General features: G+C 70.5%; 26 protein-coding genes. 17 read left to right on the top strand and 9 right to left on the bottom strand.

The window, feature by feature from the left end; all coding sequences use genetic code 11:
* Positions 1 to 428, bottom strand: a 428-nt coding sequence (locus G3I65_RS37835; protein ID WP_160700348.1) for a MarR family winged helix-turn-helix transcriptional regulator, incomplete at its 3' end; no start/stop codon positions are given.
* A 194-nt stretch (positions 429 to 622) separates the two neighbouring features.
* Between G3I65_RS37835 and G3I65_RS37830 the strand changes: the two genes are divergently transcribed.
* The gene (locus G3I65_RS37830; protein ID WP_160700347.1) at positions 623 to 1315 is read left to right on the top strand and encodes a DUF4142 domain-containing protein; all 693 of its coding nucleotides are present in this window, start codon (positions 623 to 625) and stop codon (positions 1313 to 1315) included.
* 219 nt (positions 1316 to 1534) lie between these two features.
* Here G3I65_RS37830 and G3I65_RS37825 read toward each other — a convergent pair whose 3' ends face one another.
* A complete protein-coding gene (locus G3I65_RS37825) occupies positions 1535 to 3322 on the bottom strand; it encodes a helix-turn-helix domain-containing protein (RefSeq protein ID WP_160700346.1) in 1788 nt (595 codons plus the stop codon).
* A 137-nt stretch (positions 3323 to 3459) separates the two neighbouring features.
* Between G3I65_RS37825 and G3I65_RS37820 the strand changes: the two genes are divergently transcribed.
* The 10 genes from G3I65_RS37820 (at position 3460) to G3I65_RS37775 (ending at position 12834) form a co-directional block, all read left to right on the top strand.
* The gene (locus G3I65_RS37820; RefSeq protein WP_125315352.1) at positions 3460 to 3699 is read left to right on the top strand and encodes a hypothetical protein; all 240 of its coding nucleotides are present in this window, start codon (positions 3460 to 3462) and stop codon (positions 3697 to 3699) included.
* A gap of 105 nt (positions 3700 to 3804) precedes the next feature.
* Positions 3805 to 5457, top strand: a complete 1653-nt coding sequence (locus G3I65_RS37815; protein ID WP_160700345.1) for a methane monooxygenase — start codon at positions 3805 to 3807, stop codon at positions 5455 to 5457.
* Between the two features lie 20 nt (positions 5458 to 5477).
* Positions 5478 to 6506: an NADH:ubiquinone reductase (Na(+)-transporting) subunit F gene (locus tag G3I65_RS37810; RefSeq protein ID WP_160700344.1), complete on the top strand. Its 1029-nt coding sequence runs from the start codon at positions 5478 to 5480 to the stop codon at positions 6504 to 6506.
* A 7-nt stretch (positions 6507 to 6513) separates the two neighbouring features.
* Complete coding sequence (locus G3I65_RS37805) at positions 6514 to 7683, top strand: aromatic/alkene monooxygenase hydroxylase subunit beta (protein ID WP_125315355.1); 1170 nt, start codon at positions 6514 to 6516, stop codon at positions 7681 to 7683.
* Positions 7680 to 8051, top strand: coding sequence for a propane 2-monooxygenase effector subunit MimD (gene mimD, locus G3I65_RS37800; protein WP_160700343.1), 372 nt, complete (start codon positions 7680 to 7682; stop codon positions 8049 to 8051). Before G3I65_RS37805 ends, mimD begins: the two co-directional genes overlap by 4 nt.
* A gap of 36 nt (positions 8052 to 8087) precedes the next feature.
* Positions 8088 to 9125, top strand: a complete 1038-nt coding sequence (locus tag G3I65_RS37795) for an amidohydrolase family protein (RefSeq protein WP_160700342.1) — start codon at positions 8088 to 8090, stop codon at positions 9123 to 9125.
* Positions 9122 to 9820: a metal-sulfur cluster assembly factor gene (locus G3I65_RS37790; protein WP_160700341.1), complete on the top strand. Its 699-nt coding sequence runs from the start codon at positions 9122 to 9124 to the stop codon at positions 9818 to 9820. Before G3I65_RS37795 ends, G3I65_RS37790 begins: the two co-directional genes overlap by 4 nt.
* Positions 9817 to 10842, top strand: a complete 1026-nt coding sequence (locus G3I65_RS37785; protein ID WP_160700340.1) for an NAD(P)-dependent alcohol dehydrogenase — start codon at positions 9817 to 9819, stop codon at positions 10840 to 10842. The genes G3I65_RS37790 and G3I65_RS37785 overlap by 4 nt, the downstream gene beginning before the upstream one ends.
* A 10-nt stretch (positions 10843 to 10852) precedes the next feature.
* Positions 10853 to 12544, top strand: coding sequence for a chaperonin GroEL (gene groL, locus G3I65_RS37780; protein WP_160700339.1), 1692 nt, complete (start codon positions 10853 to 10855; stop codon positions 12542 to 12544).
* 101 nt (positions 12545 to 12645) lie between these two features.
* On the top strand, positions 12646 to 12834 hold the full coding sequence (locus G3I65_RS37775) for a hypothetical protein (RefSeq protein WP_160700338.1): 189 nt from the start codon (positions 12646 to 12648) through the stop codon (positions 12832 to 12834).
* Here the strand turns inward: G3I65_RS37775 and G3I65_RS37770 are convergent.
* Positions 12794 to 13432, bottom strand: coding sequence for a hypothetical protein (locus G3I65_RS37770; RefSeq protein ID WP_160700337.1), 639 nt, complete (start codon positions 13430 to 13432; stop codon positions 12794 to 12796). The genes G3I65_RS37775 and G3I65_RS37770 overlap by 41 nt on opposite strands.
* A gap of 135 nt (positions 13433 to 13567) precedes the next feature.
* Between G3I65_RS37770 and G3I65_RS37765 the strand changes: the two genes are divergently transcribed.
* Positions 13568 to 14215 carry a GNAT family N-acetyltransferase gene (locus G3I65_RS37765; protein WP_239071692.1) on the top strand — a complete coding sequence of 216 codons (648 nt, stop codon included), beginning with the start codon at positions 13568 to 13570 and terminating at the stop codon, positions 14213 to 14215.
* On the top strand, positions 14157 to 14678 hold the full coding sequence (locus G3I65_RS37760) for a TetR family transcriptional regulator C-terminal domain-containing protein (protein WP_309235920.1): 522 nt from the start codon (positions 14157 to 14159) through the stop codon (positions 14676 to 14678). Before G3I65_RS37765 ends, G3I65_RS37760 begins: the two co-directional genes overlap by 59 nt.
* On the opposite strand, the gene G3I65_RS37755 is transcribed toward G3I65_RS37760, so the two are convergent.
* Positions 14675 to 15805: an epoxide hydrolase family protein gene (locus G3I65_RS37755; RefSeq protein WP_160700335.1), complete on the bottom strand. Its 1131-nt coding sequence runs from the start codon at positions 15803 to 15805 to the stop codon at positions 14675 to 14677. The genes G3I65_RS37760 and G3I65_RS37755 overlap by 4 nt on opposite strands.
* A 62-nt stretch (positions 15806 to 15867) precedes the next feature.
* On the opposite strand from G3I65_RS37755, the gene G3I65_RS37750 reads away from it, so the two are divergent.
* Positions 15868 to 16794 (top strand): YafY family protein, encoded by a 927-nt coding sequence (locus G3I65_RS37750; RefSeq protein WP_160700334.1) that lies wholly within the window; start codon positions 15868 to 15870, stop codon positions 16792 to 16794.
* A 34-nt stretch (positions 16795 to 16828) separates the two neighbouring features.
* Here G3I65_RS37750 and G3I65_RS37745 read toward each other — a convergent pair whose 3' ends face one another.
* Genes G3I65_RS37745 through G3I65_RS37735 form a run of 3 tightly spaced genes read right to left on the bottom strand, consistent with a single transcriptional unit; the run spans position 16829 to position 19073 of the window.
* Positions 16829 to 17584: an SDR family NAD(P)-dependent oxidoreductase gene (locus tag G3I65_RS37745; RefSeq protein WP_160700333.1), complete on the bottom strand. Its 756-nt coding sequence runs from the start codon at positions 17582 to 17584 to the stop codon at positions 16829 to 16831.
* A gap of 18 nt (positions 17585 to 17602) precedes the next feature.
* Positions 17603 to 18589 carry a glutathione S-transferase family protein gene (locus tag G3I65_RS37740; protein ID WP_160700332.1) on the bottom strand — a complete coding sequence of 329 codons (987 nt, stop codon included), beginning with the start codon at positions 18587 to 18589 and terminating at the stop codon, positions 17603 to 17605.
* Between the two features lie 7 nt (positions 18590 to 18596).
* Positions 18597 to 19073, bottom strand: coding sequence for a MarR family winged helix-turn-helix transcriptional regulator (locus G3I65_RS37735; RefSeq protein ID WP_160700331.1), 477 nt, complete (start codon positions 19071 to 19073; stop codon positions 18597 to 18599).
* A 108-nt stretch (positions 19074 to 19181) separates the two neighbouring features.
* On the opposite strand from G3I65_RS37735, the gene G3I65_RS37730 reads away from it, so the two are divergent.
* Positions 19182 to 19739: a YceI family protein gene (locus G3I65_RS37730; protein ID WP_086865416.1), complete on the top strand. Its 558-nt coding sequence runs from the start codon at positions 19182 to 19184 to the stop codon at positions 19737 to 19739.
* A gap of 21 nt (positions 19740 to 19760) precedes the next feature.
* On the opposite strand, the gene G3I65_RS37725 is transcribed toward G3I65_RS37730, so the two are convergent.
* Complete coding sequence (locus G3I65_RS37725; protein ID WP_160700330.1) at positions 19761 to 20372, bottom strand: TetR/AcrR family transcriptional regulator; 612 nt, start codon at positions 20370 to 20372, stop codon at positions 19761 to 19763.
* A 93-nt stretch (positions 20373 to 20465) separates the two neighbouring features.
* Between G3I65_RS37725 and G3I65_RS37720 the strand changes: the two genes are divergently transcribed.
* Both G3I65_RS37720 and G3I65_RS37715 read left to right on the top strand, forming a co-directional pair.
* Positions 20466 to 20849 (top strand): ATP-binding protein, encoded by a 384-nt coding sequence (locus tag G3I65_RS37720; RefSeq protein WP_160700329.1) that lies wholly within the window; start codon positions 20466 to 20468, stop codon positions 20847 to 20849.
* A 497-nt stretch (positions 20850 to 21346) separates the two neighbouring features.
* Positions 21347 to 22429 carry an IS110 family transposase gene (locus G3I65_RS37715; RefSeq protein WP_160700349.1) on the top strand — a complete coding sequence of 361 codons (1083 nt, stop codon included), beginning with the start codon at positions 21347 to 21349 and terminating at the stop codon, positions 22427 to 22429.
* 36 nt (positions 22430 to 22465) lie between these two features.
* On the opposite strand, the gene G3I65_RS37710 is transcribed toward G3I65_RS37715, so the two are convergent.
* Positions 22466 to 23219: LuxR C-terminal-related transcriptional regulator (locus tag G3I65_RS37710; RefSeq protein WP_160700328.1), on the bottom strand; the 754-nt coding region annotated here is incomplete at its 5' end.

Below are 23219 nucleotides of genomic sequence, written 5' to 3'. Positions count from 1 at the left end.
AGCCGCCGGGCCGCCGCGGCCGCGGCCTTGCGCTGCGCGGGTGGCAGCCGGTCCAGCAGCTCACCTAGCGCCGCGTGCCGCCGGTCGAGGATCTCGCGCACCAGCGTGCCCCCGGCTTCGGTGACCTCCAGGGTGACGACGCTGCGGTTGCGCGGGTCGCGGCCGCGGGCGACGTAGCCGAGGGCTTCCAGGCGATCGGCCAGCCGCGTCACCGACGACGCGTTGACGCCCATCGCCTCGGCCAGCCGCGAGCTCGGCACCCGGCCGAGGCGGTCGAGGACGAGCAGGAGCCGGGTCTGGGGGAAGGACACCTCGGCCGGTGCCGCGTGCGCGCATTCCCACGCGATCCCGACCAGGACGAGGGTCAGGCCGTCCAGGGCCGCCACGTCCGGGTCGGCGCCCGGGACGGCGTCTTCGAGGGTTTGCATGAAGCAATACTTGCCAACGGCAAGAGGATCGGTCAAGATGGGTGGCCCCCGGGTGTCCGGGGCCTCCTCGTCGTGCATCCACAATGGACTTTCGCTGTTTTGAATTGTGTTGAGGCGCAACGAAATCCGGGTGAACCCCATCGTGCTGGGAGCCGTAGTACCCCGTACAGGCACCTGTCGCACGAGGAGGAAAGATGCCGGATCACCGTGGCATGACGGCCAAGGTCAGGGCCCGGACCATCCTGGTCGTCGTGGCCACCCTCGCAGTGCTCGGCGTGGGCTCGGTCCTGGTGCTGAAAGCGAGCGCCCAGACCGCGCCGGGGTCGACGCAGGCGCAGGTCCCGGCGTACGGGCACGAAATGCCGGGCATGCAGCCGGGCTCGGCCGCCGACATCGCCGGCGCCGGGCCGGTCACCGAGCTCGACAAGACGTTCCTGGTCAAGGTCCGCCAGGCCGGGCTGTGGGAGATGCCCGCGGGCGAGCTGGCGCAGACCCACGCGAGCAGCGAGGCGGTCAAGCGCGCCGGCCTGCACCTGCTCGACGGCCACGCGCACCTGGACCAGCTGGTCCGCGAGGACGCGAAGCTGCTCGGCGTCCAGCTGCCGGACCAGGCGAGCGCCGAACAGCAGGGCTGGGTCCGCCAGCTGACCGCGGCGCAGGGCCTCGAGTTCGACCGGCTGTTCACGAACCTGTTGCGCGCTTCGCACGGGAAGATCTTCGCGACCATCGCCGAGGTCCGCGCGGGCACGCAGAACGACGTGATCCGGCGGCACGCGACGCAGGCGAACCAGACGGTTCTCGACCACATGACGGTGTTGGAGGACACGGGGCTGGTGGACCCGAAGACGATCGCGGACGTCGCCAAGGCGGTGAACCCCCCGAAGTGACCGCCTGTTCGGTGGCGGCCGGATGACATGAATGAGTCATTCATGTCATCTGGCGAGGTGAATGACTCATTCATGTCATCCCGCGCCGGGCGCCGGGCGGCGGCAAGGTCGCCGGACCGAGATGGCCGCTGGGCGGTGCGAGTAGCGCCGGGGCGGGGTCCGGATGCCATGAACGACCCTTTCATGTCATCCGGCGCCGGGGCGGCCGGAATAACGCCGTCAGCGGGCCGGGGGGACGATGCCGTACTCGTGGATCTTCCGGTAGATCGTCGCCCGTGAGATCCCCAGCAGCTTCGCCGCCCGCACCTTGTTGCCGTCCGCGTCCTCCAGGCAGCGCACGATCGCGTCCCGCTCGATCGACTCGAAGCGGTTGAGCGGCCGCCGAGCCACCGCGTGGAACTCCGCCGGGAGGTCGCCCGGGCGGATGGTGCCCGCTCGGCGGCGCTGGGCGACCGTGCGCAGCACCGCGTACAGCTGCCCGGTGTTGCCCGGCCACTCCGCGCGCATCAGCAGGTGCAGGGCCGCCGCCGAGCACGTCAGGCGGCCGCCGTAGCCGAGCTTGCTCAGGACCAGGGGGACCAGCTCGGCGAGGTCCTCGACGTGGTGGCGCAGCGGCGGGACCCGGACCGTGCGCGGGAACGCCTTGAGCAGCTCCGCCAGCCTCGGCTCGGTCTCCGCTTCGGGGACCAGCGTGAGCACGACCCAGGGCGCCACCGGGCTTTCGCGGAGCCGGCGCAGCACCGCCGCCAAGGCGTCCGGGGCCGTCAGGCGGTCGGCGTGGCGGATCACCAGCGTGCGGATCGGGGTCTCGGCGTGCTCGCGCAGCAGGGCGTCGCCGTCCAGGGGGTCGGCCGCGTCGACGGCGACCAGGCGGGCCGCCGGGTGGTGGCGCTGGTGGAGGCCCTTGGCCAGGGTCAGCTTGCCCGTGCCCGGCTCGCCCTCCAGCGCGACCCACTCGCCGCGCTGGTGACCCGCGTCCAGCTCGTGCCCGCAGCGCAGCCACAGCGGCGCCGAGCCGACCACGCCCGGCAGGTACATCGGCAGCATCGGCGTCGATGCGGCCAGCGTCTCGTCGGCTTCGATCAGCTTCACGGACAGGACGCCGCCCGCGGTGTCGGTCTCGCGCTGGCCCGGGACGCGGCGGCAGAACACCCGGACCCGTAGGCCGCTGGACAGCGACAGCGTCGCCGGGGTCCGGCGTCCTTCGGCCAGCGCCTCCGTGGCGTGGCCGAGCAGCACGGACTGGTCGGCCGGGTCGAGCAGCTGGCGGGCCCGGTCGTTCATCATCACGATGTCGTCGTTGAACGCCAGCACGATGCCCGTCCACCGGCGGCACGTCTGCAGGTAGGCCTGGAAGAGGATCATCTCGCGCAGGTCGCTGTGCCGCAGCAGGGCCTGGCGGATCTGCTCGGCGGTCGAGCGGGCCAGCGCGATGAGCAGGCCGCCCGCGTCCTTGTGCCAGCAGGTGAGGTCGACCGCGCCGACCTTCTTGCCCGAGATCGGGTGGTGGATCGGGACGCCCGCGCACGCGAGGTTCTCCAGGTGCTCGGCGTAGTGCTCGTGGCCGAACACCGTCGTCGCGCGCCCGTCCTCCAGCGCGGTGCCGATGCCGTTGGTCCCGACGGACTGCTCGCCGTAGCTGAACCCCGGCACCAGCTCGACGCGCTCCAGGTGCCGCCGCAGGTCGGCGTCGCCGGTCCGCTGGGTGAGCACGACCCCGGCCGGGTCGGTGAGGATGAGGCTGATCGGCTGGCCCTCGAACTGCTCGCCGAGCTTGTGCAGCACCGGTTCCGCGCCGCGCATCAGCGGGATGTCGAGGTTCTGGTCGCCGAGGTAGAGCGGGTCGATCCGGTCGGCCTCGACGCGGAACTCCCGCGAGCGCCGCCACGACGCCAGGATCGTTTGCCGCACGACCCCGGGGGACACCGTCTCGGCGGTCAGGAAACGCACCCGGCTGCGGGCGAGCTCGTCGTCGGCGAGCAGGGTTCCGGGCGCGTTCTCGTCCACGTGACCTCCAGCTTCCCGCGGCCCACGTGGGTGCGGGCACACCCGTTGTGCCGCCCGTCCAGCGTAAGCGTCTCCCGCCGGCGCCGGTGTCTCAAATTGAGACGCTCCCGCCCCCGCGGCGGCGGTGCCATGGGGGCATGGCCGCCGAAACGTACAACCCCTGGACGATCGTCAACCTGGTCTTCACCCACCTGGCGGAGGCGGGCCTGCACCCGACGCTGGGCGCGGAAGGCCACCCCGGAGAACCCGCCGCCGCGCTCCTGCGCGCGCTCGGCATCGTCCCGACGGTCGAGGGCGACGCGCGCGTGCAGGCCGGCGTCCACGAGGAGCTGGCCGCCTTGCGCGCGCGAGTGCTCGGCCCCGGCGAAACGCCCTGAGCAGCGGTTCTGTCTCAGATTGAGACCCGCGTCACTCGCGGGCGCCCCTTCAATGGTCAACGCAGGACGCCCCGGGCGGCGAGCCACGGATGAAGGAGCTGATCCATGAGTCGCCAGAGTGTGGCGAAAGCCCACCAGAAGATCCAGGAGCTGTCGTGGGAACCGGCGTACCACACCCCGGTCTCGCACTACGGCACCGACTACACCTTCCAGAAGGCCAAGAAGAAGGACCCGCTGAAGCAGGTCCTCCGCTCGTACTTCCCGATGCAGGAGGAAAAGGACCACCGGGTCTACGGCGCCGAGGACGGCGCGATCCGCGGCAACATGTTCCGCCAGGTCCAGGAACGCTGGCTGGAATGGCAGAAGCTGTTCCTGAGCATCATCCCGCTGCCGGAGATCTCCGCGGCCCGCGCGATGCCGCTGCTGTTCCGCACGGTCCCGAACCCGGAACTGCACAACGGCCAGGCGATCCAGATGATCGACGAGGTCCGGCACTCGACGATCCAGCAGAACCTCAAGCGCCTGTACATGCAGAACTACATCGACCCGGCGGGCTTCAACTCGAGCCTGCGCAACTTCCAGAACGACTACTGCGGCACGATCGGCCGCCAGTTCGCCGAAGGCTTCATCACCGGGGACGCCATCACCGCGGCGAGCATCTACCTCACGATCGTCGCCGAAACGGCGTTCACGAACACGCTGTTCGTCGCCATGCCGGCCGAGGCCGCCGCGAACGGCGACTACCTGCTGCCCACGGTGTTCCACTCGGTGCAGTCCGACGAATCCCGCCACATCAGCAACGGCTACGCGACGCTGCTGATGGCCCTGTCGGACGAGAGCAACCACCAGCTGCTCGAACGCGACCTGCGGTACGCGTGGTGGAACAACCACGCCGTCGTCGACGCCGCGATCGGCACGTTCATCGAGTACGGCACGAAGGACCGCCGCAAGGACCGCGAAAGCTACGCGGAGATGTGGCGCCGCTGGATCTACGACGACTACTACCGCAGCTACCTCGTCCCGCTGGAGAAGTACGGGCTCGTGATCCCGCACGACCTCATCGAAGAAGCCTGGAACCGGATCTGGAACAAGGGCTACGTCCACGAGGTCGCGCAGTTCTTCGCCACCGGGTGGCTCGCCAACTACTGGCGGATCGACCCGATGACCGACGAAGACTTCGAGTGGTTCGAGTACAAGTACCCGGGCTGGTACGACAAGTACGGCAAGTGGTGGGAGAACTACGCCCGCCTCGCGACGCCGAACGGGCACCACCCGATCGTCGCCGAAGACGTCGGCTACGTGTACCCGCACCGCTGCTGGACGTGCATGGTGCCGTGCCTCATCCGCGAGGACATGGTGGTCGACCAGGTCGACGGCCAGCACCGGACGTACTGCTCGGAGACGTGCCGCTGGACCGACGCCGAGGCGTTCCGGCCCACCTACCAGGGCCGCAACACCCCGAACATGGGCCAGCTGGTCGGCGCCCGCGAATGGGAGACGCTCTACCACGGCTGGAACTGGGCCGACGTCGTCTCCGACATGGGCTTCGTCCGCGACGACGGCAAGACCATGGTCGCGCAGCCGCACCTGAACCTCGACCCGAAGAAGATGTGGACGCTCGACCACCTGCGCCGGATGCCGGAGGTGCAGTCGCCGAACGTGCTGCTGAACCAGATGACCGACGAGCAGCGCGCCGCCTTCGTGGCCGACTACAACCGCCAGGGCCCCGCCGGGCGCCCGGCACCGCAGACGGCCTGACGAGACGGGAAGGGCCTGGCATGGCGGAAAAGCACCGCGTCCGGTTCGAGCCGGTCGGGATCGAAATCGACGTCGACGAGGACACGACGATCCTGCGCGCCGCCGCCGAGCAGGGCGTCATGCTCATGCACGGCTGCAAGGAAGGGCAGTGCGCGGCCTGCAAGTCGTTCATCCTCGACGGCGACGACGTCGAACACGACCGGTACTCGACCTTCGCGCTCCCCGACTACGAAAAGGAGGAAGGCTTCACGCTGCTGTGCCGGGCCCACGCCTACGAGGACCTCACGATCGAGCTGCTCAACTACGACGAGGAGATGATCCAGTCCGGGCTGCCGATCCAGGAGACGACGGCCGAGGTCGTCTCGAACGAGCACGTCACGCACGACCTGCGGCACCTGGTGGTGCGGCTCGACGAGGAACTGAAGTTCTTCCCCGGGCAGTACCTGGACTTCGCGGTCCCGGGCACCGAGGAGACGCGGTCGTTCTCGATGGCCAACACCTCGGCGCGCGACGGGCGGCTCGAGTTCGTCATCAAGATCTACCCCGACGGGCTGTTCTCCCGGTTCCTCGACGCGCAAGTCGCGGTCGGCGACCGGCTCCGGGTGACCGGCCCGTTCGGGGTGTTCACCCTCCGGGACAACCCGGGCGCGGACCTGGTCTTCGTCGGCGGCGGTGCCGGGATGGCGCCGATCCTGGCGCTGCTGCGGTCGATGGCCGAGCGCGGCCTCGACCGGAAGGCGGTCTTCTACTACGGCGCCCGCCGCCGGCACGACCTCTGCTTCGAGGCCGAGCTGCGGGAGCTGGAGGCGAAACTGCCGTCGTTCCGTTACGTACCAGCGCTTTCCGAGCCGGGTGACGACGGCTGGGACGGCGAGACCGGCCTGATCACCGACGTCCTGCGCCGGGCCGGCCTCGACCTCACCGGAGCCGACGCCTACGTCTGCGGACCGCCGCCGATGGTGGAAGCCGCGCTGGAACTGCTGCCCGCGCTCGGCGTCGCCGACAAGCGCGTCTTCTACGACAAGTTCACCACCACGGGCGAAGGGTAAGGAACCCATGACAGCCACCCAAGAACGCAGCGTACCGAAGCCGACGTTCACCGACGCCGAAGCGGGCGCCAAGGTCTTCCCGGACTCCACCGCCCGCCAGTACAACTACTTCACCCCGGCCAAGCGCAAGCAGAGCCACTACGAGGACGTCACCGTCGAGGTCCAGCCCGACCCGCGGCACTACCTGTCCCAGGGCTGGCTCTACGCCTTCGCCGACGGCAAGGGCGGCTACCCGCTCGAGTGGACCGCGCTCAAGGCGTGGGGCTCCGACCGGCCGCTGCCCGAACGCGGCCCGGGCTCCGGCGGCAAGGGCTACGACTGGCCGGCCCACGGCTGGCACGAGTTCCGCGACCCCAACGAGGAGTGGGAGCTCACCCTCTACCGGTACAACGCGAACGTCGTGCGCCAGCTCAACCAGAACATCGACGCCGCGCGCCAGGCCAAGGCGTTCGAGCAGTGGAACCGCAACTGGGTCGACTTCGTCGCCAAGCACGTCGGCGCGTGGATGCACGTCGACCACGGTCTCGGGTTGTACCTGTTCGCCAACGCCAACCGCCGCGCGCCGACGAACATGCACAACAACGCGATCTCGGTGAACAGCATGCACCGGATCCGCGCGGCGCAGGACCTGGCGCTGTACAACCTGACGCTCACCGAAGAGGTCGAGGGCTTCGACGGCACGGCTCATCTGTCCACTTGGAACGAAGACCCGGCGTGGCAGGGCGTGCGGGAGACCGCCGAGCAGCTGACCGGGATCTGGGACTGGGGCGAGGCGATCTTCGCCGCGAACGTCGTCTTCGAGCCCCTCGTCGGCGAGCTGTTCCGCAGCAACCTGGTGCAGCAGGCCGCGCCCGCCAACGGCGACTTCGTCACCCCGACGCTGATCGGAGCCGAGGAGTTCGACTTCTCCGAACGCGACCTCCGCTACACCAAGCCGCTGTTCCACCTGCTGATCAACGACAAGGAGTTCGCCGACCACAACAAGGCGCTGCTGCAGAAGTGGCTCGAGGACTGGGTGCCGCGGAGCATCGCGGCCGCCCGCGCGCTGCAGCCGCTGTGGTCGCAGCCCGACGCCAAGCCGATCCGGTTCGAGGACGGCCTCGACCGCGTGAAGAGCCGGTTCGCCGGAATCCTGTCCGAATTGGGCCTCAAGGCACCCGAGGAGCTGGGCCAGTGACTGTCTTCAAAACCGCGGAAAGCCCGTACAAGGCCGACAACACCGCGTCCAACATGTGCGGCTTCACCCTGATGAACAACCAGGTCGGCGCGATCATCGCCGAAGTCATGGCCGCCAAGGACAACGTGACCGTGACGCCGCTGCCCTCGATGATCCGCGTCGACGCGGTCGGCCGCACGGACGTGGTCTACGCCGAGGTCGACGAGGCCGCCGGCGAGGAAGAAGGCTGGTTCAACGCGGCGGAGTTCGAGGAGAGCATGTCCACCCACTACGGGCGGATGATCCACGAAGACGACCGCACGATCATGTTCGCCAATCCCGAGGACGCGGCCGAGTACCTCGACTTCGACCTCAAGCCCGTCAAGTAGCTGAAAGCACTCGGTCCCGCTCAGGAGGATCAGACAATGTACGAAAAAGACGGCGAAAAGTACTTCGTGGTGGACGCCCACACCCACTTCTGGGACGCCAGCCCGGACAACTGGGTGCAGGGGCAGGAGGAATACGCCAAGGGCTGGATCGAGTGCTTCCACGCCTACCAGGGCCTGGGCCCGAAGGAGACGCACTGGCCGATCGACCGGTTCCAGAAGTACTCCGAAGAGCTGATGATGCACGACCTGTTCGAGGTCGGGCACGTCGACACCGCCATCTTCCAGCCGACGAACCTGCGGCAGTGGTACAAGAACGGCTTCAACACCACCGAAGCCGACGCCGCGCTGGCCGCCAAGCACCCCGGCAAGTTCCTCGTGAACACCACCTTCGACCCGCGTGAAGGCGACGAGGGCCTGAAGGGACTCGAGGAGCGCGTCAAGCGCTACGGCTGCAAGGGCGTCAAGCTGTACACGGCGGAATGGCGCGGCGACTCCCGCGGCTGGAGCCTCAAGGACCCGGAAGCGGCGCGGTTCTTCGAGAAGTGCGAGGAGCTGGGCGTCAAGAACATCCACGTCCACAAGGGACCGACGATCTGGCCGCTGGACAAGGACGCGTTCGACGTGTCCGATGTGGACCACGTGGCGACGAACTTCCAGGGCCTCAACTTCATCGTCGAGCACGTCGGCCTGCCGCGCATCGAGGACTTCTGCTTCATGGCCACCCAGGAGCGGAACGTCTACGCGGGGCTGGCCGTCGTGGTCGGCGGCCTGATGCACGCCCGGCCGAAGTTCTTCGCGAAGGTCATGGGCGAGCTGATGTTCTGGCTCGGCGAGGACAAGCTGATCTTCGGCGCGGACTACGCCATCTGGGAACCCAAGTGGCAGGTCGAGGGCTTCGTCGACTGGAACATGCCGGGCGACGACGAGCTGTCGGACTTCCCGCCGCTCACCGTCGACCAGAAGAAGAAGATCCTCGGGCTGAACGCCGCGCGGCTCTACGACATCGACGTGCCGTCGGAGCTGCGGCTCAAGGATCCGGAAACGGTCGAGCCGGTCGGCGTGCCGAACTCATGACCACCCTGGTGCTCGGGGCCCGCGCCGCCGTGTGGGCGGCGCTGGGCACCGTCCGTGATCCCGAACTGGACGAACCCCTCACCGACCTCGGGTTCGTCGCCCGCTGCGAGGTGGACGACGAAGGCCACGCCGTCATCCGGCTGCGGTTGCCGACGTACTTCTGCGCGCCCAACTTCGCGTTCCTCATGGTGGCGGACGCCTACGACGCCGTGGCCGGGGTGCCGGGCCTGACCGCGCTCGACATCCGGCTCGACGACCACTTCGCGTCCGACGTCATCAACCGCGGGGTGGCGGCCCGGCGGGGGTTCGTCGCTTCGTTCGAGGGCGAGGCGGCCGACGAGCTGGACACGCTGCGGTACGACTTCGTCCGCAAGGCGGTGCTGGCCGGCACCGACCGCGTGTGCCGGTCGCTGGCCGGCCGTGATCCGACGGCCCTGACGCTCGGCGAAGTCCCGCCGAGCCCGGACCTCGACCGGCTCCGCGCCCGGCGCCGTGAGCTGGGCCTGCCCGCCGAGGACGGCGACCCGCTGCTGCTCGACCCGGCCACCGGGGCGGCAGTGGCACCGGCCGACGCGAAGCGCCACCTGGCCTTCGCCCGGCTGACCCGAACGAGCATGGAGGCCAACTCCGGCGTGTGCCGCGGCATGTTGCGCGCGCGGTACGCGCTGACCGAAGACGAGGAGGGCACGGGATGAAGGCCGTGCGGCTGCAGAAGTACCACCAGCAACCGGTGATCGAAGACGTCCCGGAGCCGCGCGCGACCGGACCCTTCGACGTCGTGGTCAAGATCGGCGGCGCCGGCGTGTGCCGCACCGACCTGCACATCATCGAGGAGCAGTGGGCCGAGAAGTCCGGCGTCGCGCTGCCGTACACGATCGGCCACGAGAACGCCGGCTGGGTGCACGAGGTCGGGCCGGCGGTGACGAACGTCGAGGTCGGCGACACGGTCATCCTGCACCCGACGCCGACGTGCGGGCTGTGCCACGCCTGCCGCGCGGGCGACGACATGCACTGTCCGAACGGGACGTTCCCCGGCATCAACACCGACGGCGGGATGGCGGAGTACCTGCTGACGTCGGCGCGGGCGTGCATCAAGCTCGACCCGGCGACCCAGCCGTCCGACGTGGCCGCGCTGGCCGACGCCGGGATCACCGCCTACCACGCGGTGCGCAAGGCGGCCGCGCACCTGTACCCGGGCACCACCTGCGTAGTCAACGGCGCCGGCGGTCTCGGGCACATCGGCATCCAGTCGCTGCGCGCGTTGACCGCCGCCCGCGTGATCGTCGTCGACCGCAACGCCGACGCGCTGGAGCTGGCGTCCACTTTGGGCGCCGACGAGACCGTGCTGGCCGACGGCAAGCAGGTCGACGCGGTGCTCGACCTGACCGGGGGCGACGGCGCCGAGGTCGTGCTCGACTTCGTCGCCGAGCAGGGCGCCCAGCAGGACGCGTTCGCGATGACCCGGCGCGCCGGGTCGCACTTCGTCATCGGCTACGGCTCGAACATCGAAATCCCGACCATCGACATCATCTCCACCGAGCGCAACATCATCGGCAACCTGGTGGGCACCTACAACGACCTCGCCGAGCTGATGGTGCTGGCCCAGGCCGGGAAGGTCACCCTGCACACGAAGAAGTACCCCCTGGACGCGGCGCTCGACGCGCTGGCCGACCTCGACGCCGGGCGCGTGCGCGGCCGGGCCATCCTCACCCCCTAGGAGCAGGCACATGGCGAAGGAACTGCGGTTCGGCCCGGACGCCCGCGACCTGCTGCTGTCGGGCGTCGACAAGCTGGCGGAGGCGGTCAAGTCCACCCTCGGCCCCAAGGGCCGCAACGTGATCATCGAGAAGATCACCGGTTCGCCGGTGGTCACCAACGACGGCGTCACCATCGCGCGCGAGATCCACCTGAAGAACCAGTTCGAGAACATGGGCGCGCAGCTGGTCAAGGAAGCGGCGATCAAGACCAACGACGTCGTCGGCGACGGCACCACCACGGCGACCGTGCTCGCCCAGGCGATCGTCCGCGAAGGCATGCGGGCGATTTCGGCGGGCGGCAACCCGGTGCTGGTCAAGCGCGGCATCGACCACGCGGTCGGGTTGCTGGTGGCGCACCTGGAGAAGCAGGCGCACCCGGTGGTGTCCGAACAGGACTACGCGCGGGTGGCGGCGATCTCGGCCAACGACGACGACGCCGTCGGCGCGGTGATCGCCAAGGCGCTGCACACCGTCGGCGACGGCGGTGTCGTGACGGTCGAGGAGTCGCCGTCGATCGGGATGGGCGTCGACTTCGTGGAGGGGTTCGAGTTCGACAACGGCTACCTCTCGCCGTACCTGGTCACCGACGCGGGCCGGCTGGAGGCGGTGCTCGACGACCCGTACATCCTGATGTGCGCGGAGAAGATCACCAAGGTGCAGCAGCTGATGCCATTGCTGGACAAGGTGATGCGCGCGCCGCGGCCGTTGGTCGTGATCGGCGAGACGGTCGAGGGCACGGCGCTGTCCATGCTGGTGCACAACCACATGAACGGCACGTTCCAGTCGGTCGCGGTCCGCGCGCCCGGCTTCGGCGACCGGCGGCTGCACAAGCTGGAGGACCTGGCCGCGATCGTCGGCGGCGCCGTCCTTTCGCGACAGTCCGGGTTCACCATGGAGACGATGAGCCTGGAGCACCTCGGCCGGGCGAAGCAGGTGCGCGTCACCGAAAACCGCACGACGATCGTCGGCGGCGCGGGCTCGCCGGACGCGGTCGACTTCCGGGTCGGGCAGCTGCGGGCGGAGCTGGAGCGCGCGCAGTTCGGCGTGGACGAGGACGTCCTGACCGAGCGCATCGGCGCGCTGACGGGCAAGGTCGCGGTGGTCCACGTCGGCGCGGCGACCCCGGCGGAGCTGAAGGAGCTGCAGCACCGGGTCGAGGACGCGCTCTCGGCCACCCGCGCGGCGATGGCCGAGGGCATCGTGGCCGGCGGGGGAGCGGCGCTGCTGCACGCCGAGAAGGCGCTGGAGGACCTGGGGCTTTCGGGTGACCAGGCGATCGGCGTCGAGATCGTCCGGCGGGCGCTGGCCGAACCGGCGTTCCTCATCGCCCACAACGCGGGCCACCCGGCGCACGAGATCGTCGCGCGGACCAGGGAGCTGGGCGACGACGAGGGCTTCGACGCCCTGCACGACCGCTACGGCGACATGATCGCGCTCGGCGTGGTCGACCCGCTGCGGGTGTGCCGCTCGGCGGTGCAGAACGGGGCGTCGGTGGCGGGCCTGCTGCTGACGACGAACTCGCTGATCGCCGAGGAGCAGACCCCGTGGGGTGGCAGCCCGGCGCTGATGACCGAGTTCGGGCCGCTGGACGAAGGCCTGCACCAGCCGTCGCCGGACGCGAGCACGCCGCAGTCCCTCGGGATGGGCCCCTCCGTCGGCTGAACCGCGCCGCGGAGATCGGAGGTCCCCCCACCGGCGTCCTGAGCCGCCGTGGGGGGACCTTCCCCGTGCGCGGGGCGCCGGCCGGTGTCACCCTGGTGATCATGACGCACTACGTTCTCGCGCAGACGGTGGCGGCGGTCGGGGAGTTCGAGGCCAAGGGCTTCCTCGGCACGGTGGGCAAGATCGCCGCGGCGACCGTGATCTTCTTCGTCGCGATCGGCCTGGTCGTGGGCCTGCTGCTGGGCTACTTCATCGGCCGCTCGGTCGGGCGGCGGCAGGGCCCGCGCTGACCCGTTCGAGACCGTGGCGGGCGAGTTCGCGGCCGGCGAGCTCTTCGATGACGTCGCGGTCCCGCTCGCGCCAGCCGGTGGCCACGTCGTCGCCGGAAGCGAGGCGCCGCAGGGGTTGTGTCGTCAGGGCCCGCAAGGCGAGCAGGTCGAGGCCCTCGTCTCCGAGGGCGCGTAGCCGCGCGGCGGCGGTCGCCTGGCGGGTGAAGTGCCAGCGCAGCGGGAGCCAGGTCACGACGAGCGTGAGCACCGGCAGCACGACGATGATCGCCGCCATCCACCACGCCAGGCTCTCCACGGCGTCGATCTGCCGGCGGCCGGCGTCGGCGAGCTGGTTGCCGACGTTCGAGCCGCCGTGCAGGGCGTTGGCGAGGGCGTCGCCGACGAGCGGGATGCCGCCGGCCGAGTTCGCGGCGCCGTCGAAGGTGCCGCGGAGTCCGGTGCCGGCGTTGACGAGCCCGTCGCCGGGGGCGCGCAGCCTCAGCACCTGGTCGTACACCGAGGTTGCTAGCCACACCGCGAGGACGACGAGCAGCACGGCGAGCAGGTCGCTGACGAGCTGGGCGGTGCGGCGGATCGGCCGTTCGGCGTAGAGCTGCATCAGGACGCCTTTCGCGGTGGGGGAGCGCGGCCACGGCAACGTACCCGCACGGCGTCGGCGCGAATCTCGGCTGCGGCGGTCGGTTATGACAGCCGTCATAGTGTGTTGGTGCGCACGGTGTGCTCTCATGGGACTATGACAACCGTCATAGAGATCCGCGAAGCCGATCGCGACCGCGTCGGCGCGTTGGTTGCGGAGTGCTCGCCGGACAGCCTGCGGCGCCGCTTCATGATGGGCGGGCCCGCGGAGCCTGCCGAGGTCTTCCGGCGCTACCAGCGCTTCCTGCTCGCCGGGCCGCCGACCGGTGTCGCGCTGCTCGCGTTCCGGGGCGGCACGCCCGTCGGCCTGCTCAACTTCGTCTCGGAAACTCCGGGCACGGCCGAAATCGGCGTCCTGGTCGCCGACGCGTGGCAGCGGCAGGGGATCGGGAGCGCGCTGAGCCGGTGGCTGTGGACGTCCGGGCGGTGGGCGGGCTGGACCGTGCGGGCCACCGTCCAGGCCGGGAACACCGGTGCCGAAGCGTTGTTGCTGGGCCAGGGCTTCCGGCCGGTGCCGACGTACGAGCGGGGCGAGCGCGACTTCGCGCTGGTCGTCCCCGGCTGGGCTATCATGACGGACGTCATGAAGGAGGCTGTCGATGACGAGGACGCCGCGCGAGCGGATGGTGCTCAGCGCCGCGCAACTGGTGCGGATCCACGGTGTCGGGGCGACCGGCATGCGGGACGTGGCCGTCCACGCCGAAGCGCCGCGGGGGTCCCTGCAGCACTACTTCCCGGGCGGTAAGGACCAGCTGATCGCCGAAGCGGTCGCGTGGGCCGGCGACTACGCCGCCCGGCGGGTGGCGCGCGTCGTCACGAAGATCGAGGACCCGACGCCCGGCAAGCTCTTCGCGGCGATGGCGGGCCAGTGGCGCGACCAGTTCACCGACGACGGCTTCGACGCGGGCTGCCCCCTGGTCGCGACGGTCGCCGACACGGCGGCCACGAGCGACAGCCTCCGCGAAGCGGTCGGCAAGGCCTTCGACGGCTGGCAGCGGCCGGTCGCGACCGCCCTCGAGCAGCTGGGCGTCCCGCCGTCCCGCAGCGCCTCGCTCGCGGTCCTGATGCTCAGCACGCTGGAGGGCGCGATCGTCCTGGCCCGGGCTCACCGGGACGTCGCGCCGCTGGAGACGGTGGTCGAGGAACTGCGCCCGCTGCTCGACGGCGCCGTCGACCGGCGGCGCCGTCGGGACCGAGCACCGCACTAAAGTTCCCGGAAGAACTCCCGGATGTCACGCACCAGCACGTCCGGCGCCTGCAATGACGCGAAGTGCCCGCCGGTGTCGTACTCCGACCACCGCGTCACCGTGTTGGACAGCTCCGCCAGCCCCCGGAGCGCGTGATCGCCGCGGAAGTTCGCTACCGCCGTCGGGACTCCGGATGGGGCCGGGCGCTCGCCCCAGCCGTCCTGGCCCGCTTCCAGGTAGAGGCGCGCCGCCGAGCCCGCGGTGCCGGTGAGCCAGAAGATGGTCACGTCGGTCAGGATCGCGTCCCACGACACCGCCGTCTGCTGTGTCGCCGAAGGGTCCCAGTCCACGAACCACTCCAGGTTCCACGCGAGCTGCCCGGCGGGGGAGTCGTTCAGCGCGTACGCCAGCGTCTGCGGCCGCGTCGCCATCTGTGTCGCGTATCCCGAGTGGGCGTACCACCACACCTCGTTCTCCCGGGCACGCTTCCGGTCCTCTTCGGACAGTCGCTCGAGGTCGCCCGGCGCCGTCGGCACCCCGGCGTTCGCGACGGCGTTGACGTGCACCCCGAGCACCGACGACGGCGCGACGCGGCCCAGTTCCGGCGAGACGATGCTGCCGAAGTCCCCGCCCTGGGCGCCGTAGCGCTCGTAGCCGAGCCGCCGCATCAGCTCGGCCCACGCCCGGGCCGTGCGGCGCGTGTTCCAGCCCGGCTCGGCCGTCGGGCCGGAGAACGCGAAGCCCGGGACCGAAGGGGCGACGACGTGGAACGCGTCGGCCGGGTCGCCGCCGTGGGCGCGGGGGTCGGTGAGCGGGCCGAGGACGTCGAGGAAGTCGGCGACCGTGCTCGGCCAGCCGTGGGTCAGGATCAGCGGCTTCGCGCCGGGTTCGGGGGAGCGGATGTGGAGGAAGTGCACGCGCTGGCCGTCGATCGTGGTCGTGAACTGCGGGAACGCGTTGAGCCGCGCTTCCTGCGCGCGCCAGTCGAAGCCGGTCCGCCAGTACTCCACCAGCTCGCGGAGGTAGGGCTCGCTGACGCCGTACGCCCAGCCCACGCCGGGCAGTTCGCCCGGCCAGCGGGTGCGGGCGAGCCGGTGGTGCAGCTCGTCGAGGTCGGCCTGCGGGACGTCGATGCGGAAGGGATCCATGTCCGGCACCCTCTCGCCCGTATAGGACAGAAGCGGTCCTAGATGTCCGGCAGACTCGCCCCATGCGCGAAACCCGCCTGCTCCGGCTCCTGTCGCTGCTCCAGCTGCGCCGGGACTGGTCCGGCACCGAGCTGGCCGACCGCCTCGGCGTGACGACCCGGACGATCCGCCGCGACGTCGACCGCCTGCGCGACCTGGGCTACCCGGTGCACGCGGCGATGGGCCCGGTCGGCGGCTACCGCCTGGGCGCCGGCGCCGAACTCCCGCCGTTGCTGCTCGACGACGACGAAGCGGTCGCGGTGGTGGTCGGCCTGCACGCGGGCGGCGTCTCGGGCTTGGAAGAGGCGTCGCTGCGGGCGCTGACGAAGGTCGAGCAGGTCCTGCCGTCCCGGCTGCGCCACCGTGTGGCCGCGCTGGAGGCGAGCGTGCTGGCGCTCCCGGCTCGCGGCCCGGTCGTGGCGGCGGACGTCCTCACCGCGGTGTCGGCGGCGATCCGCGCGTCGGAAACCCTGCGCTTCGACTACGTGAGCCACGACGGCCGGGAGTCCCGCCGCGCGGTCGAGCCGCACCGCCTGGTGTCGTGGGGCCGCCGCTGGTACGTGGTCGGCTGGGACCCCGGCCGCGCGGACTGGCGGACGTTCCGGGCCGACCGCCTCACGCTGCGCACACCCAACGGACCTCGCTTCAGCCCCCGCGAACCCCCGGACGGCGACCTCGCGGCGTACCTCAAGCGCACGATGGGCCGGGAGATGTGGCCGCTGCGCGCCCGGCTGAAGCTCTTCGCGCCGGCGTCCGAGCTGGCGGGCCGGGTGGACGGCGAGCTGACCCCGAGCGACGCGGAGACGTGCCGGCTCGAGCTGGCGTCGGATTCGTACGACATCGTGGCGTTCGTCGTGGGGATGCTCGACGTGCCGTTCGAGGTGGAGTCACCACCGGAATTGGCGGACCGGCTCAGGGAGCTGTCCGCGCGGTACGCGGCCGCGACCTGAGGACGGCATGGTCTGCTTGCCCGCCGGGCGTGCACTAGGTGTGCGTCCCGCCGTCCACGCGGATCTCCGTGCCCGTGATGAACTCGCCGTCGTCCGACGCCAGCATCGCCACCACCCCGGCCACCGCCTCCGGGCGGGCCACTGGGTTGCCGACCTCCGTGGTCAGGCCGGTCGGGAGGATCGGCAGCAGGCGGCCGAACAGCGTGAAGTCGACGTCCTGGGGCAGCCAGCTCGCCGCCGAGTCCGTGATGCCGCTCTTCACACTCCCCGGCGCGACGCTCACCGCGCGCAGGCCCTGCTTCGCGTACTCCAGCGCCAACGAATGCGTGAACGCCTGGATGCCGCCCTTACTCGCGCTGTACGCCGCCATGTACGGGTGGGCGAAGGACGCCGACGTCGAGCTGAAGTTCACCACCACGCTCTTGCCGGACGCCAGCAGTGCCGGCAGCGCGGCGCGGGTCACCAGGAACGTGCCGGTCAGGTTCACCGCCAGCACCCGGTTCCACAGCTCCAGCGACGTCTCGTGCGTGTGCGACGCCAGCAGGATGCCCGCCGCGTTGACCAGGACGTCAAGACCACCCAGGGTTTCGAGCGCGGACGCCACCCCGGCGGCCACCGCGGCCTCGTCCGCGACGTCCATCGGCACCGTGGTCGTGGGCAGGTCGTCGAGGCCCGAGACGTCGGTGGCGACGACCCGCGCCCCTTCCTCCAGCAGGCGGAGCGTGGTGGCCCGGCCGATGCCGGAACCGGCGCCGGTGACGAGGATCCGGCGATCGCGCAGGCGTTCCATGGCGATCACCGTAGCCAGTCACGCCAGTGCGGGCACCCGTTCGGCTTCCGGCGGCGGGCCCGGCGGGGTGCCGTCGCCGAACGGGCGGCCGCCGAGCTGCTCGCGGTCGTGCGGGGTCAGCCAGCCCGAGACGTCCGGGCCGAGCGGGACGATCCCGGTCGGGTTCACGTTCCTGTGCACCACGTAGTAGTGCTCCTTGATCTGCGGGAAGTCGATCGTGTCGCCGAACCCGGGCGTCTGGAACAGGTCGCGCGTGTAGGCCCACAGCACCGGCAGCTCGGTGAGCTTCTGCCGGTTGCACTTGAAGTGGCCGTGGTAGACCGCGTCGAACCGGACGAGCGTGGTGAACAGCCGGACGTCGGCCTCGGTGATCGTGTCGCCGACCAGGTAGCGCTGGTTCGCGAGCCGCTCCGACAGCCAGTCCAGCCGCGCGAACAACTTGCGGTAGGAGTGCTCGTACGCCTCCTGCGACCGGGCGAACCCGCACTGGTACACGGCGTTGTTGACGTCGGTGAAGACCTTCTGCGCGACGTCGTCGATCTCGTCGCGCAGCTTCTCCGGGTACAGCTCGGGCGCACCGTCGCGGTGGTACGCCGTCCACTCGGTCGACATGTCGAGGGTCATCTGCGCGAAGTCGTTGGTCACGACCTTGCCGCTCGGGACGTCGACGAACGCGGGCACGGTGATGCCGCGCGGGTAGTCCGGGTCGCGCTTGAAGAACGCTTCCTGCAGCCGCTCGATGCCCAGCACCGGGTCGCGGCCGTCCGGGTCCAGGTCGAAGCTCCAGCTCCGCTCGTCGTGCACCGGCCCGGCGATGCCCATGGACAGCACCGGTTCCAGGCCCAGCAGCCGCCGGACGATCACCGCGCGGTTCGCCCACGGGCACGCGCGGGCGACGATCAGCCGGTAGCGGCCGGGCTCGACCGGCCAGCCGTCGCGGCCGTCGGCGGTGATGCGGTCCGGGATGTAGTTGAGGTCCCGCTGGTACTCGCCCTTGTCGCTCATCGCTTCCTCAGCAGTCGTCGGTCGGGGGAGCGGCGTCGAGCGCCGCGGCCAGCCGGGCCAGCACCGGACCGGCCGTCCGGATCTCCTCGGCGCTCAGGTGGTCGAACACCGAAGCCCGGACGCGGGCCAGGTGGCTCGGGTAGGCCGCCTCCAGTCTGGCCAATCCGGCGTCGGTCAGCACGGCGTTGGACGCGCGCCCGTCCGACTCGCAGCGCCGCTTCTCGACCAGCCCGCGCCGGGTGAGGTCGTCGACCACCCGGCTGATCCGGCTGAGCGACAACGCGGTCGCCGCCGCCAGCGCGGAGATGCGGAGCAGGCGATCCGGGGCCTCCGACAGCGCGACGAGCACGCCGTAGTCGCTGATCGTGAGCCCGGTCTCCGGCAGGAACTGGTCTTCCAGCGCGCGCGGCAGCACGGTCGTGACGCGGATCAGCGACCGCCAGAACGCGGCTTCCCCGGTATCGAGCGCGGACAGATCACCCATACCGGCGACTCTACCGAAAGCTTGCTTGCGCAACCAGCCAAAGTGAGTACAGTGTCGTTGAACCCTCAATCACCCGGGGGTCGCCACTACGAGGAGAGAAGACCAGAGATGACCAGCGCGACCACCTACCCCCAGCTGACCGGCGAATACACCCTCGACGCCGCCCACTCGCGGATCGGGTTCGTCGCCCGCCACGCCATGGTGACCAAGGTGCGCGGCAGCTTCAACGAGTTCACCGGTGCCGCGACGATCGACGGCGACGCGCCGGAGAAGTCGAGCGTCCAGGTGACCATCCAGGCGCACAGCATCGACACCCGCAACGCCGACCGCGACGGGCACCTGAAGAGCAACGACTTCCTGTCGATGGACGAGTACCCGCAGATCACGTTCACCTCGACCGAGATCAAGCAGACCGGCGACACCTCCTTCGACGTCACCGGCGACCTGACCATCAAGGACGTCACCCGCTCGGTGACCGTCCCGTTCGAGTTCGAGGGCTCCGCGAAGGACCCGTTCGGCAACGACCGGATCGGCTTCGAGGGCTCGACCACGATCAGCCGCAAGGACTACGGCATCACCTGGAACGCCGCCCTCGAGACCGGTGGCGTGCTGGTGAGCGACAAGGTCACGCTGGAGTTCGAGATCTCCGCGATCAAGTCCGCCTGACGCCGGGAGCGGGAACCGGGCTCACCGGTTCCCGCTCGCCCGCAGGTTTTCGATGCCGACGTCGAGCGCCGCTTCGAGGTGATCGATGCGGCCGGTCGAGAGCATCACCAGCACGCCGCCCTGGATCCCCGCCAGCAGGGCGGCCGCGGTGCGTTCGGGGTCGGTGTCCGCGGCGACCTCGCCGTCCGCCTGCAGGTGGCGGATGCCGGCCGCGATTTCGTCCTGCCACTGCTGCAGCATTCCGCTCACCACCTTCTGCGCGCCCGGTGTCGCGCGGCCCAGCTGCGAGATGAGCACGTTGAGCGGGCAGTGCTGCCCGCGTTCGGTGTAGTGCTCGACGACCGTGTCGCGCCACTGCCGCCACGCCGTCCACGACGTCAGCCCGCCCAGCTGGGGCTGCTGGGCCGCGATGACTTGGTCGGCTTCGTACTCGGCCACTTCCAGCAGCAGGTCTTCCTTGCCGCCGGGGAAGTAGTGGAAGAGCTGGCTCTTGCTCGTGCGAGTCCGCGCCCGGATGTCGTCCAGCGTCGTGACGGCGACGCCGCGTTCGCGGATCTCCTCCGCCGCGCCTTCGATGATCCGCTGCCGCGTCGCGGTGCCCTTGGCGGTCAGCTTTTTCGTGGCTGGACTCACGAGTCCAATCTAGTCCGATCGGGCGATTTCGGCCCGGCGGGGTGTGAGCTGCCCGGCGAAGGGGGAATCGATTTCCCGGCCGGGGAGGGAAGCATGCTGCTGGACAAGTTCGTCTTCGACCGGGAGCCCGCGCAGGTCCGCCGGGTCCGCGCCTGGGTGCGCGACCGCTTGGACTTGGCCGACGAGGTACCGGACGAGGTCACGGCGGACGTCGTGCTGATCGCGGGGGAGCTGGCCGCGAACGCGGTCCGCCACGCTACGGGACCGGTGCGCGCGCTGCTGACGTGCGCGGATTCGACGGTGTGGATCGGCATCGAGGACTCCGGCGGCGCGGCGTGGTTCGACCCGGCGGCCCCCGATGTGGCCCCGGTCGGCACCGGGTTGGCGCTGATCACGGCGTGCAGCCGCCGTCGGGGACACTTCCACCGCGCGGACGGCGGCAAGACGGTCTGGGCGGAGATCCCGATCGGCTCGTGAGCCTGGACCGGATGTTGTGAATGACTCATTCATGTCGTCTGGTGAAGTGAATGACTCTTTCATGACATCCGGCGCCAGGGTTTCGGTGAGTGGCCGGGCCGGGCGGGGCCGGCGCTGGTCGCTGCGGGTGGCGGCGGGCTGGCTGCGCGCGTCGCGTGACCCCGGGACCGGATGTTGTGAATGACTCATTCATGTCGTCTGGCGAGGTGAATGACTCTTTCATGGCGTTTCGCGCCGGGGTCCCGGTTGGGTCTGGAGGCCATGAACGACAGAGAGGATGGGGGTGAGCACCTCCCGCCAGGGTCTGACCCTATGAACGACTGACCCTTGGGTCTTTGACGGGATGTGTCGGCCCTGGTCGGGAGGTGCTCGCGCACTCACCGGACGGGCGCTGGTGACTTCATAGGAGCCTGGCCAGAGGCCCCATCTCTGTCTTGTCCCGTGCTGCCCGGCTGGTGCGTACCGCCCTGCCCACCGTCAGCAGCAACAGGACGACAATGCCTACTATCGCACCCCGCCCCGCACCACCGCCCGAGATCACCGGCGGAGTCGACACCCACCTCGACACCCACACCGCAGCCGTGCTCAACCCGGTCGGACGGGTCCTGGGCACCCGGCAGTTCCCCGCCGAACCGGCTGGATATACCGCGTTGCTGGACTGGATGCGCACGTTCGGGCCGCTGAGGCGGGTCGGGGTCGAAGGCACCGGAGCCTATAGCGCCGGACTGAGCCGGGCACTGCACCAGGTCCAGGTCGAGGTCATCGAGGTCGACCGTCCCCACCGCAAAACCCGCCGGTTCCAGGGCAAGTCCGACCCGATCGACGCGATCGCCGCGGCCAGGACCGCCCTGGCCGCAGAACGCACCGGGATCCCCAAGCAGCGCGACGGCCGCGTCGAGGCCCTGCGCGCCCTGCGCGTCGCCCGCCGCAGCGCCGTCGAGCAGCGCGCCGACACCCAGCGCCAGATCAGAGCCCTGATCGTCACCGCGCCTGACCCGCTGCGCGAGCGGCTACGCGGCCTGAGGGTCCCGAAGCTGATCACCACCTGCGCAGCGTGGCGTCCCGACACCGCCGACACCGCCGCACCGGCCACCGCGACCCGGCTCGCCCTGCGGTCCCTGGCCCGCCGTCACCAGCAGCTGACCACCGAGATCGCCGACCTCGACCAGCTCCTGCACCCGCTGGTCGCCGCGATCAGCCCGCAGCTGGTCGCCGTCCCGGGCGTCGGCACCGACGTCGCCGGCCAGCTGCTGGTCACCGCCGGGGAAAACCACGACCGGCTCACATCCGAAGCCGCGTTCGCCATGCTCTGCGGGGCTGCCCCCATTCCGGCTTCATCCGGCAAAACCACCCGGCACCGCCTCAACCGCGGTGGCGACCGGCAAGCCAACGCCGCCCTCTACCGGGTCGTGCTCACCCGCCTGCGCTGGGATCCCCGCACCCGCGCCTACCTCGAACGACGGACCGCCGAAGGCCGCACCAAAAAAGAGATCATCCGCTGCCTCAAACGCTACATCGCCCGGGAGCTCTACCAGATCATCACCGCAAACGACCTCGAACTCACCCCTCGACATCCATAGGAGCATCCCTTTCATGGCGTTCCGCGCACCGCCGGGTCAGTGTGGCGTGTTTCGCGCGTACTCCGTCAACGCGCTGCGGTTCTGCAGATTCGACTTCGCCATCAAGCTGGCCACGTGCTTCTCCACTGTCCGCGGCGAAATGTGCAGCCGCCGGGCGATGTCCTTGTTGCCCATGTTGTCCGCCAGCAGCTGCAGGACCTCGTACTCGCGGACCGTCACCCCCGCCGAACGCAGGCCGGCCGGGAGGCGGTCGGAGCCTGTGCGGCGCTGGCCGACCGCGACGCCCGTTTTGCGCAGCAGGCCGCGGCACGCGCTCGCCACCGCTGTCACGTCGGCCTGGTGGAAGTACTCCTCCGCTTCCTTGAGCCACGTCACCGGGTCGCCCCAGCCGTCGGCCGCGGCGGACTCGGCGACCATGCGCAGGCCGAGGTGGCGGCTCATCGGGAACGGGGACGCCGCTTCGACCGCCGCCGCGACCGCCTCGTCGGCCAGGTCCGCGGAACCCGCGCGGCCGTGGCGGACCGCGTCGCCGAGCAGGACGAACTGGCGGTTCCAGCGCATGCCGCTCACCGCCGCCGGGGGGCGCTCGGGTGGGGCCGTGCCGTCGAGGGCCTCGATCAGCAGGCGCAGGCCGTGCTGGCCCGCCAGGTGGAAGCGGCTCGGCTGGCGCTCCTCCAGGGCCAGCACCTGCGCGAGCTCGCGGCGGGCGCGTTCGGCGTCCTCCTCCAGCAGTGAGCAGAACACCTGGGCCAGCCCGACGCTCAGCACCATCTCCTGCGCGCTGTTGCCG

The sequence above is a fragment of the Amycolatopsis sp. SID8362 genome (assembly GCF_010550475.1).
GTDB classification, from domain to species: Bacteria; Actinomycetota; Actinomycetes; order Mycobacteriales; family Pseudonocardiaceae; genus Amycolatopsis; species Amycolatopsis eburnea.
This window is presented reverse-complemented; position numbering and strand designations above follow the sequence as displayed.

Excerpts from the sequence above, each read along its gene's own strand:
- G3I65_RS37830 (WP_160700347.1), top strand. The coding sequence starts at position 623 with ATGCCGGATCACCGTGGCATGACGGCCAAGGTCAGGGCCCGGACCATC.
- G3I65_RS37820 (WP_125315352.1), top strand. The coding sequence starts at position 3,460 with ATGGCCGCCGAAACGTACAACCCCTGGACGATCGTCAACCTGGTCTTC.
- G3I65_RS37815 (WP_160700345.1), top strand. The coding sequence starts at position 3,805 with ATGAGTCGCCAGAGTGTGGCGAAAGCCCACCAGAAGATCCAGGAGCTG.
- G3I65_RS37810 (WP_160700344.1), top strand. The coding sequence starts at position 5,478 with ATGGCGGAAAAGCACCGCGTCCGGTTCGAGCCGGTCGGGATCGAAATC.
- G3I65_RS37805 (WP_125315355.1), top strand. The coding sequence starts at position 6,514 with ATGACAGCCACCCAAGAACGCAGCGTACCGAAGCCGACGTTCACCGAC.
- G3I65_RS37795 (WP_160700342.1), top strand. The coding sequence starts at position 8,088 with ATGTACGAAAAAGACGGCGAAAAGTACTTCGTGGTGGACGCCCACACC.
- G3I65_RS37790 (WP_160700341.1), top strand. The coding sequence starts at position 9,122 with ATGACCACCCTGGTGCTCGGGGCCCGCGCCGCCGTGTGGGCGGCGCTG.
- G3I65_RS37785 (WP_160700340.1), top strand. The coding sequence starts at position 9,817 with ATGAAGGCCGTGCGGCTGCAGAAGTACCACCAGCAACCGGTGATCGAA.
- groL (WP_160700339.1), top strand. The coding sequence starts at position 10,853 with ATGGCGAAGGAACTGCGGTTCGGCCCGGACGCCCGCGACCTGCTGCTG.
- G3I65_RS37775 (WP_160700338.1), top strand. The coding sequence starts at position 12,646 with ATGACGCACTACGTTCTCGCGCAGACGGTGGCGGCGGTCGGGGAGTTC.
- G3I65_RS37770 (WP_160700337.1), bottom strand. The coding sequence starts at position 13,432 with ATGCAGCTCTACGCCGAACGGCCGATCCGCCGCACCGCCCAGCTCGTC.
- G3I65_RS37765 (WP_239071692.1), top strand. The coding sequence starts at position 13,568 with ATGACAACCGTCATAGAGATCCGCGAAGCCGATCGCGACCGCGTCGGC.
- G3I65_RS37755 (WP_160700335.1), bottom strand. The coding sequence starts at position 15,805 with ATGGATCCCTTCCGCATCGACGTCCCGCAGGCCGACCTCGACGAGCTG.
- G3I65_RS37750 (WP_160700334.1), top strand. The coding sequence starts at position 15,868 with ATGCGCGAAACCCGCCTGCTCCGGCTCCTGTCGCTGCTCCAGCTGCGC.
- G3I65_RS37745 (WP_160700333.1), bottom strand. The coding sequence starts at position 17,584 with ATGGAACGCCTGCGCGATCGCCGGATCCTCGTCACCGGCGCCGGTTCC.
- G3I65_RS37740 (WP_160700332.1), bottom strand. The coding sequence starts at position 18,589 with ATGAGCGACAAGGGCGAGTACCAGCGGGACCTCAACTACATCCCGGAC.
- G3I65_RS37735 (WP_160700331.1), bottom strand. The coding sequence starts at position 19,073 with ATGGGTGATCTGTCCGCGCTCGATACCGGGGAAGCCGCGTTCTGGCGG.
- G3I65_RS37730 (WP_086865416.1), top strand. The coding sequence starts at position 19,182 with ATGACCAGCGCGACCACCTACCCCCAGCTGACCGGCGAATACACCCTC.
- G3I65_RS37720 (WP_160700329.1), top strand. The coding sequence starts at position 20,466 with ATGCTGCTGGACAAGTTCGTCTTCGACCGGGAGCCCGCGCAGGTCCGC.
- G3I65_RS37715 (WP_160700349.1), top strand. The coding sequence starts at position 21,347 with ATGCCTACTATCGCACCCCGCCCCGCACCACCGCCCGAGATCACCGGC.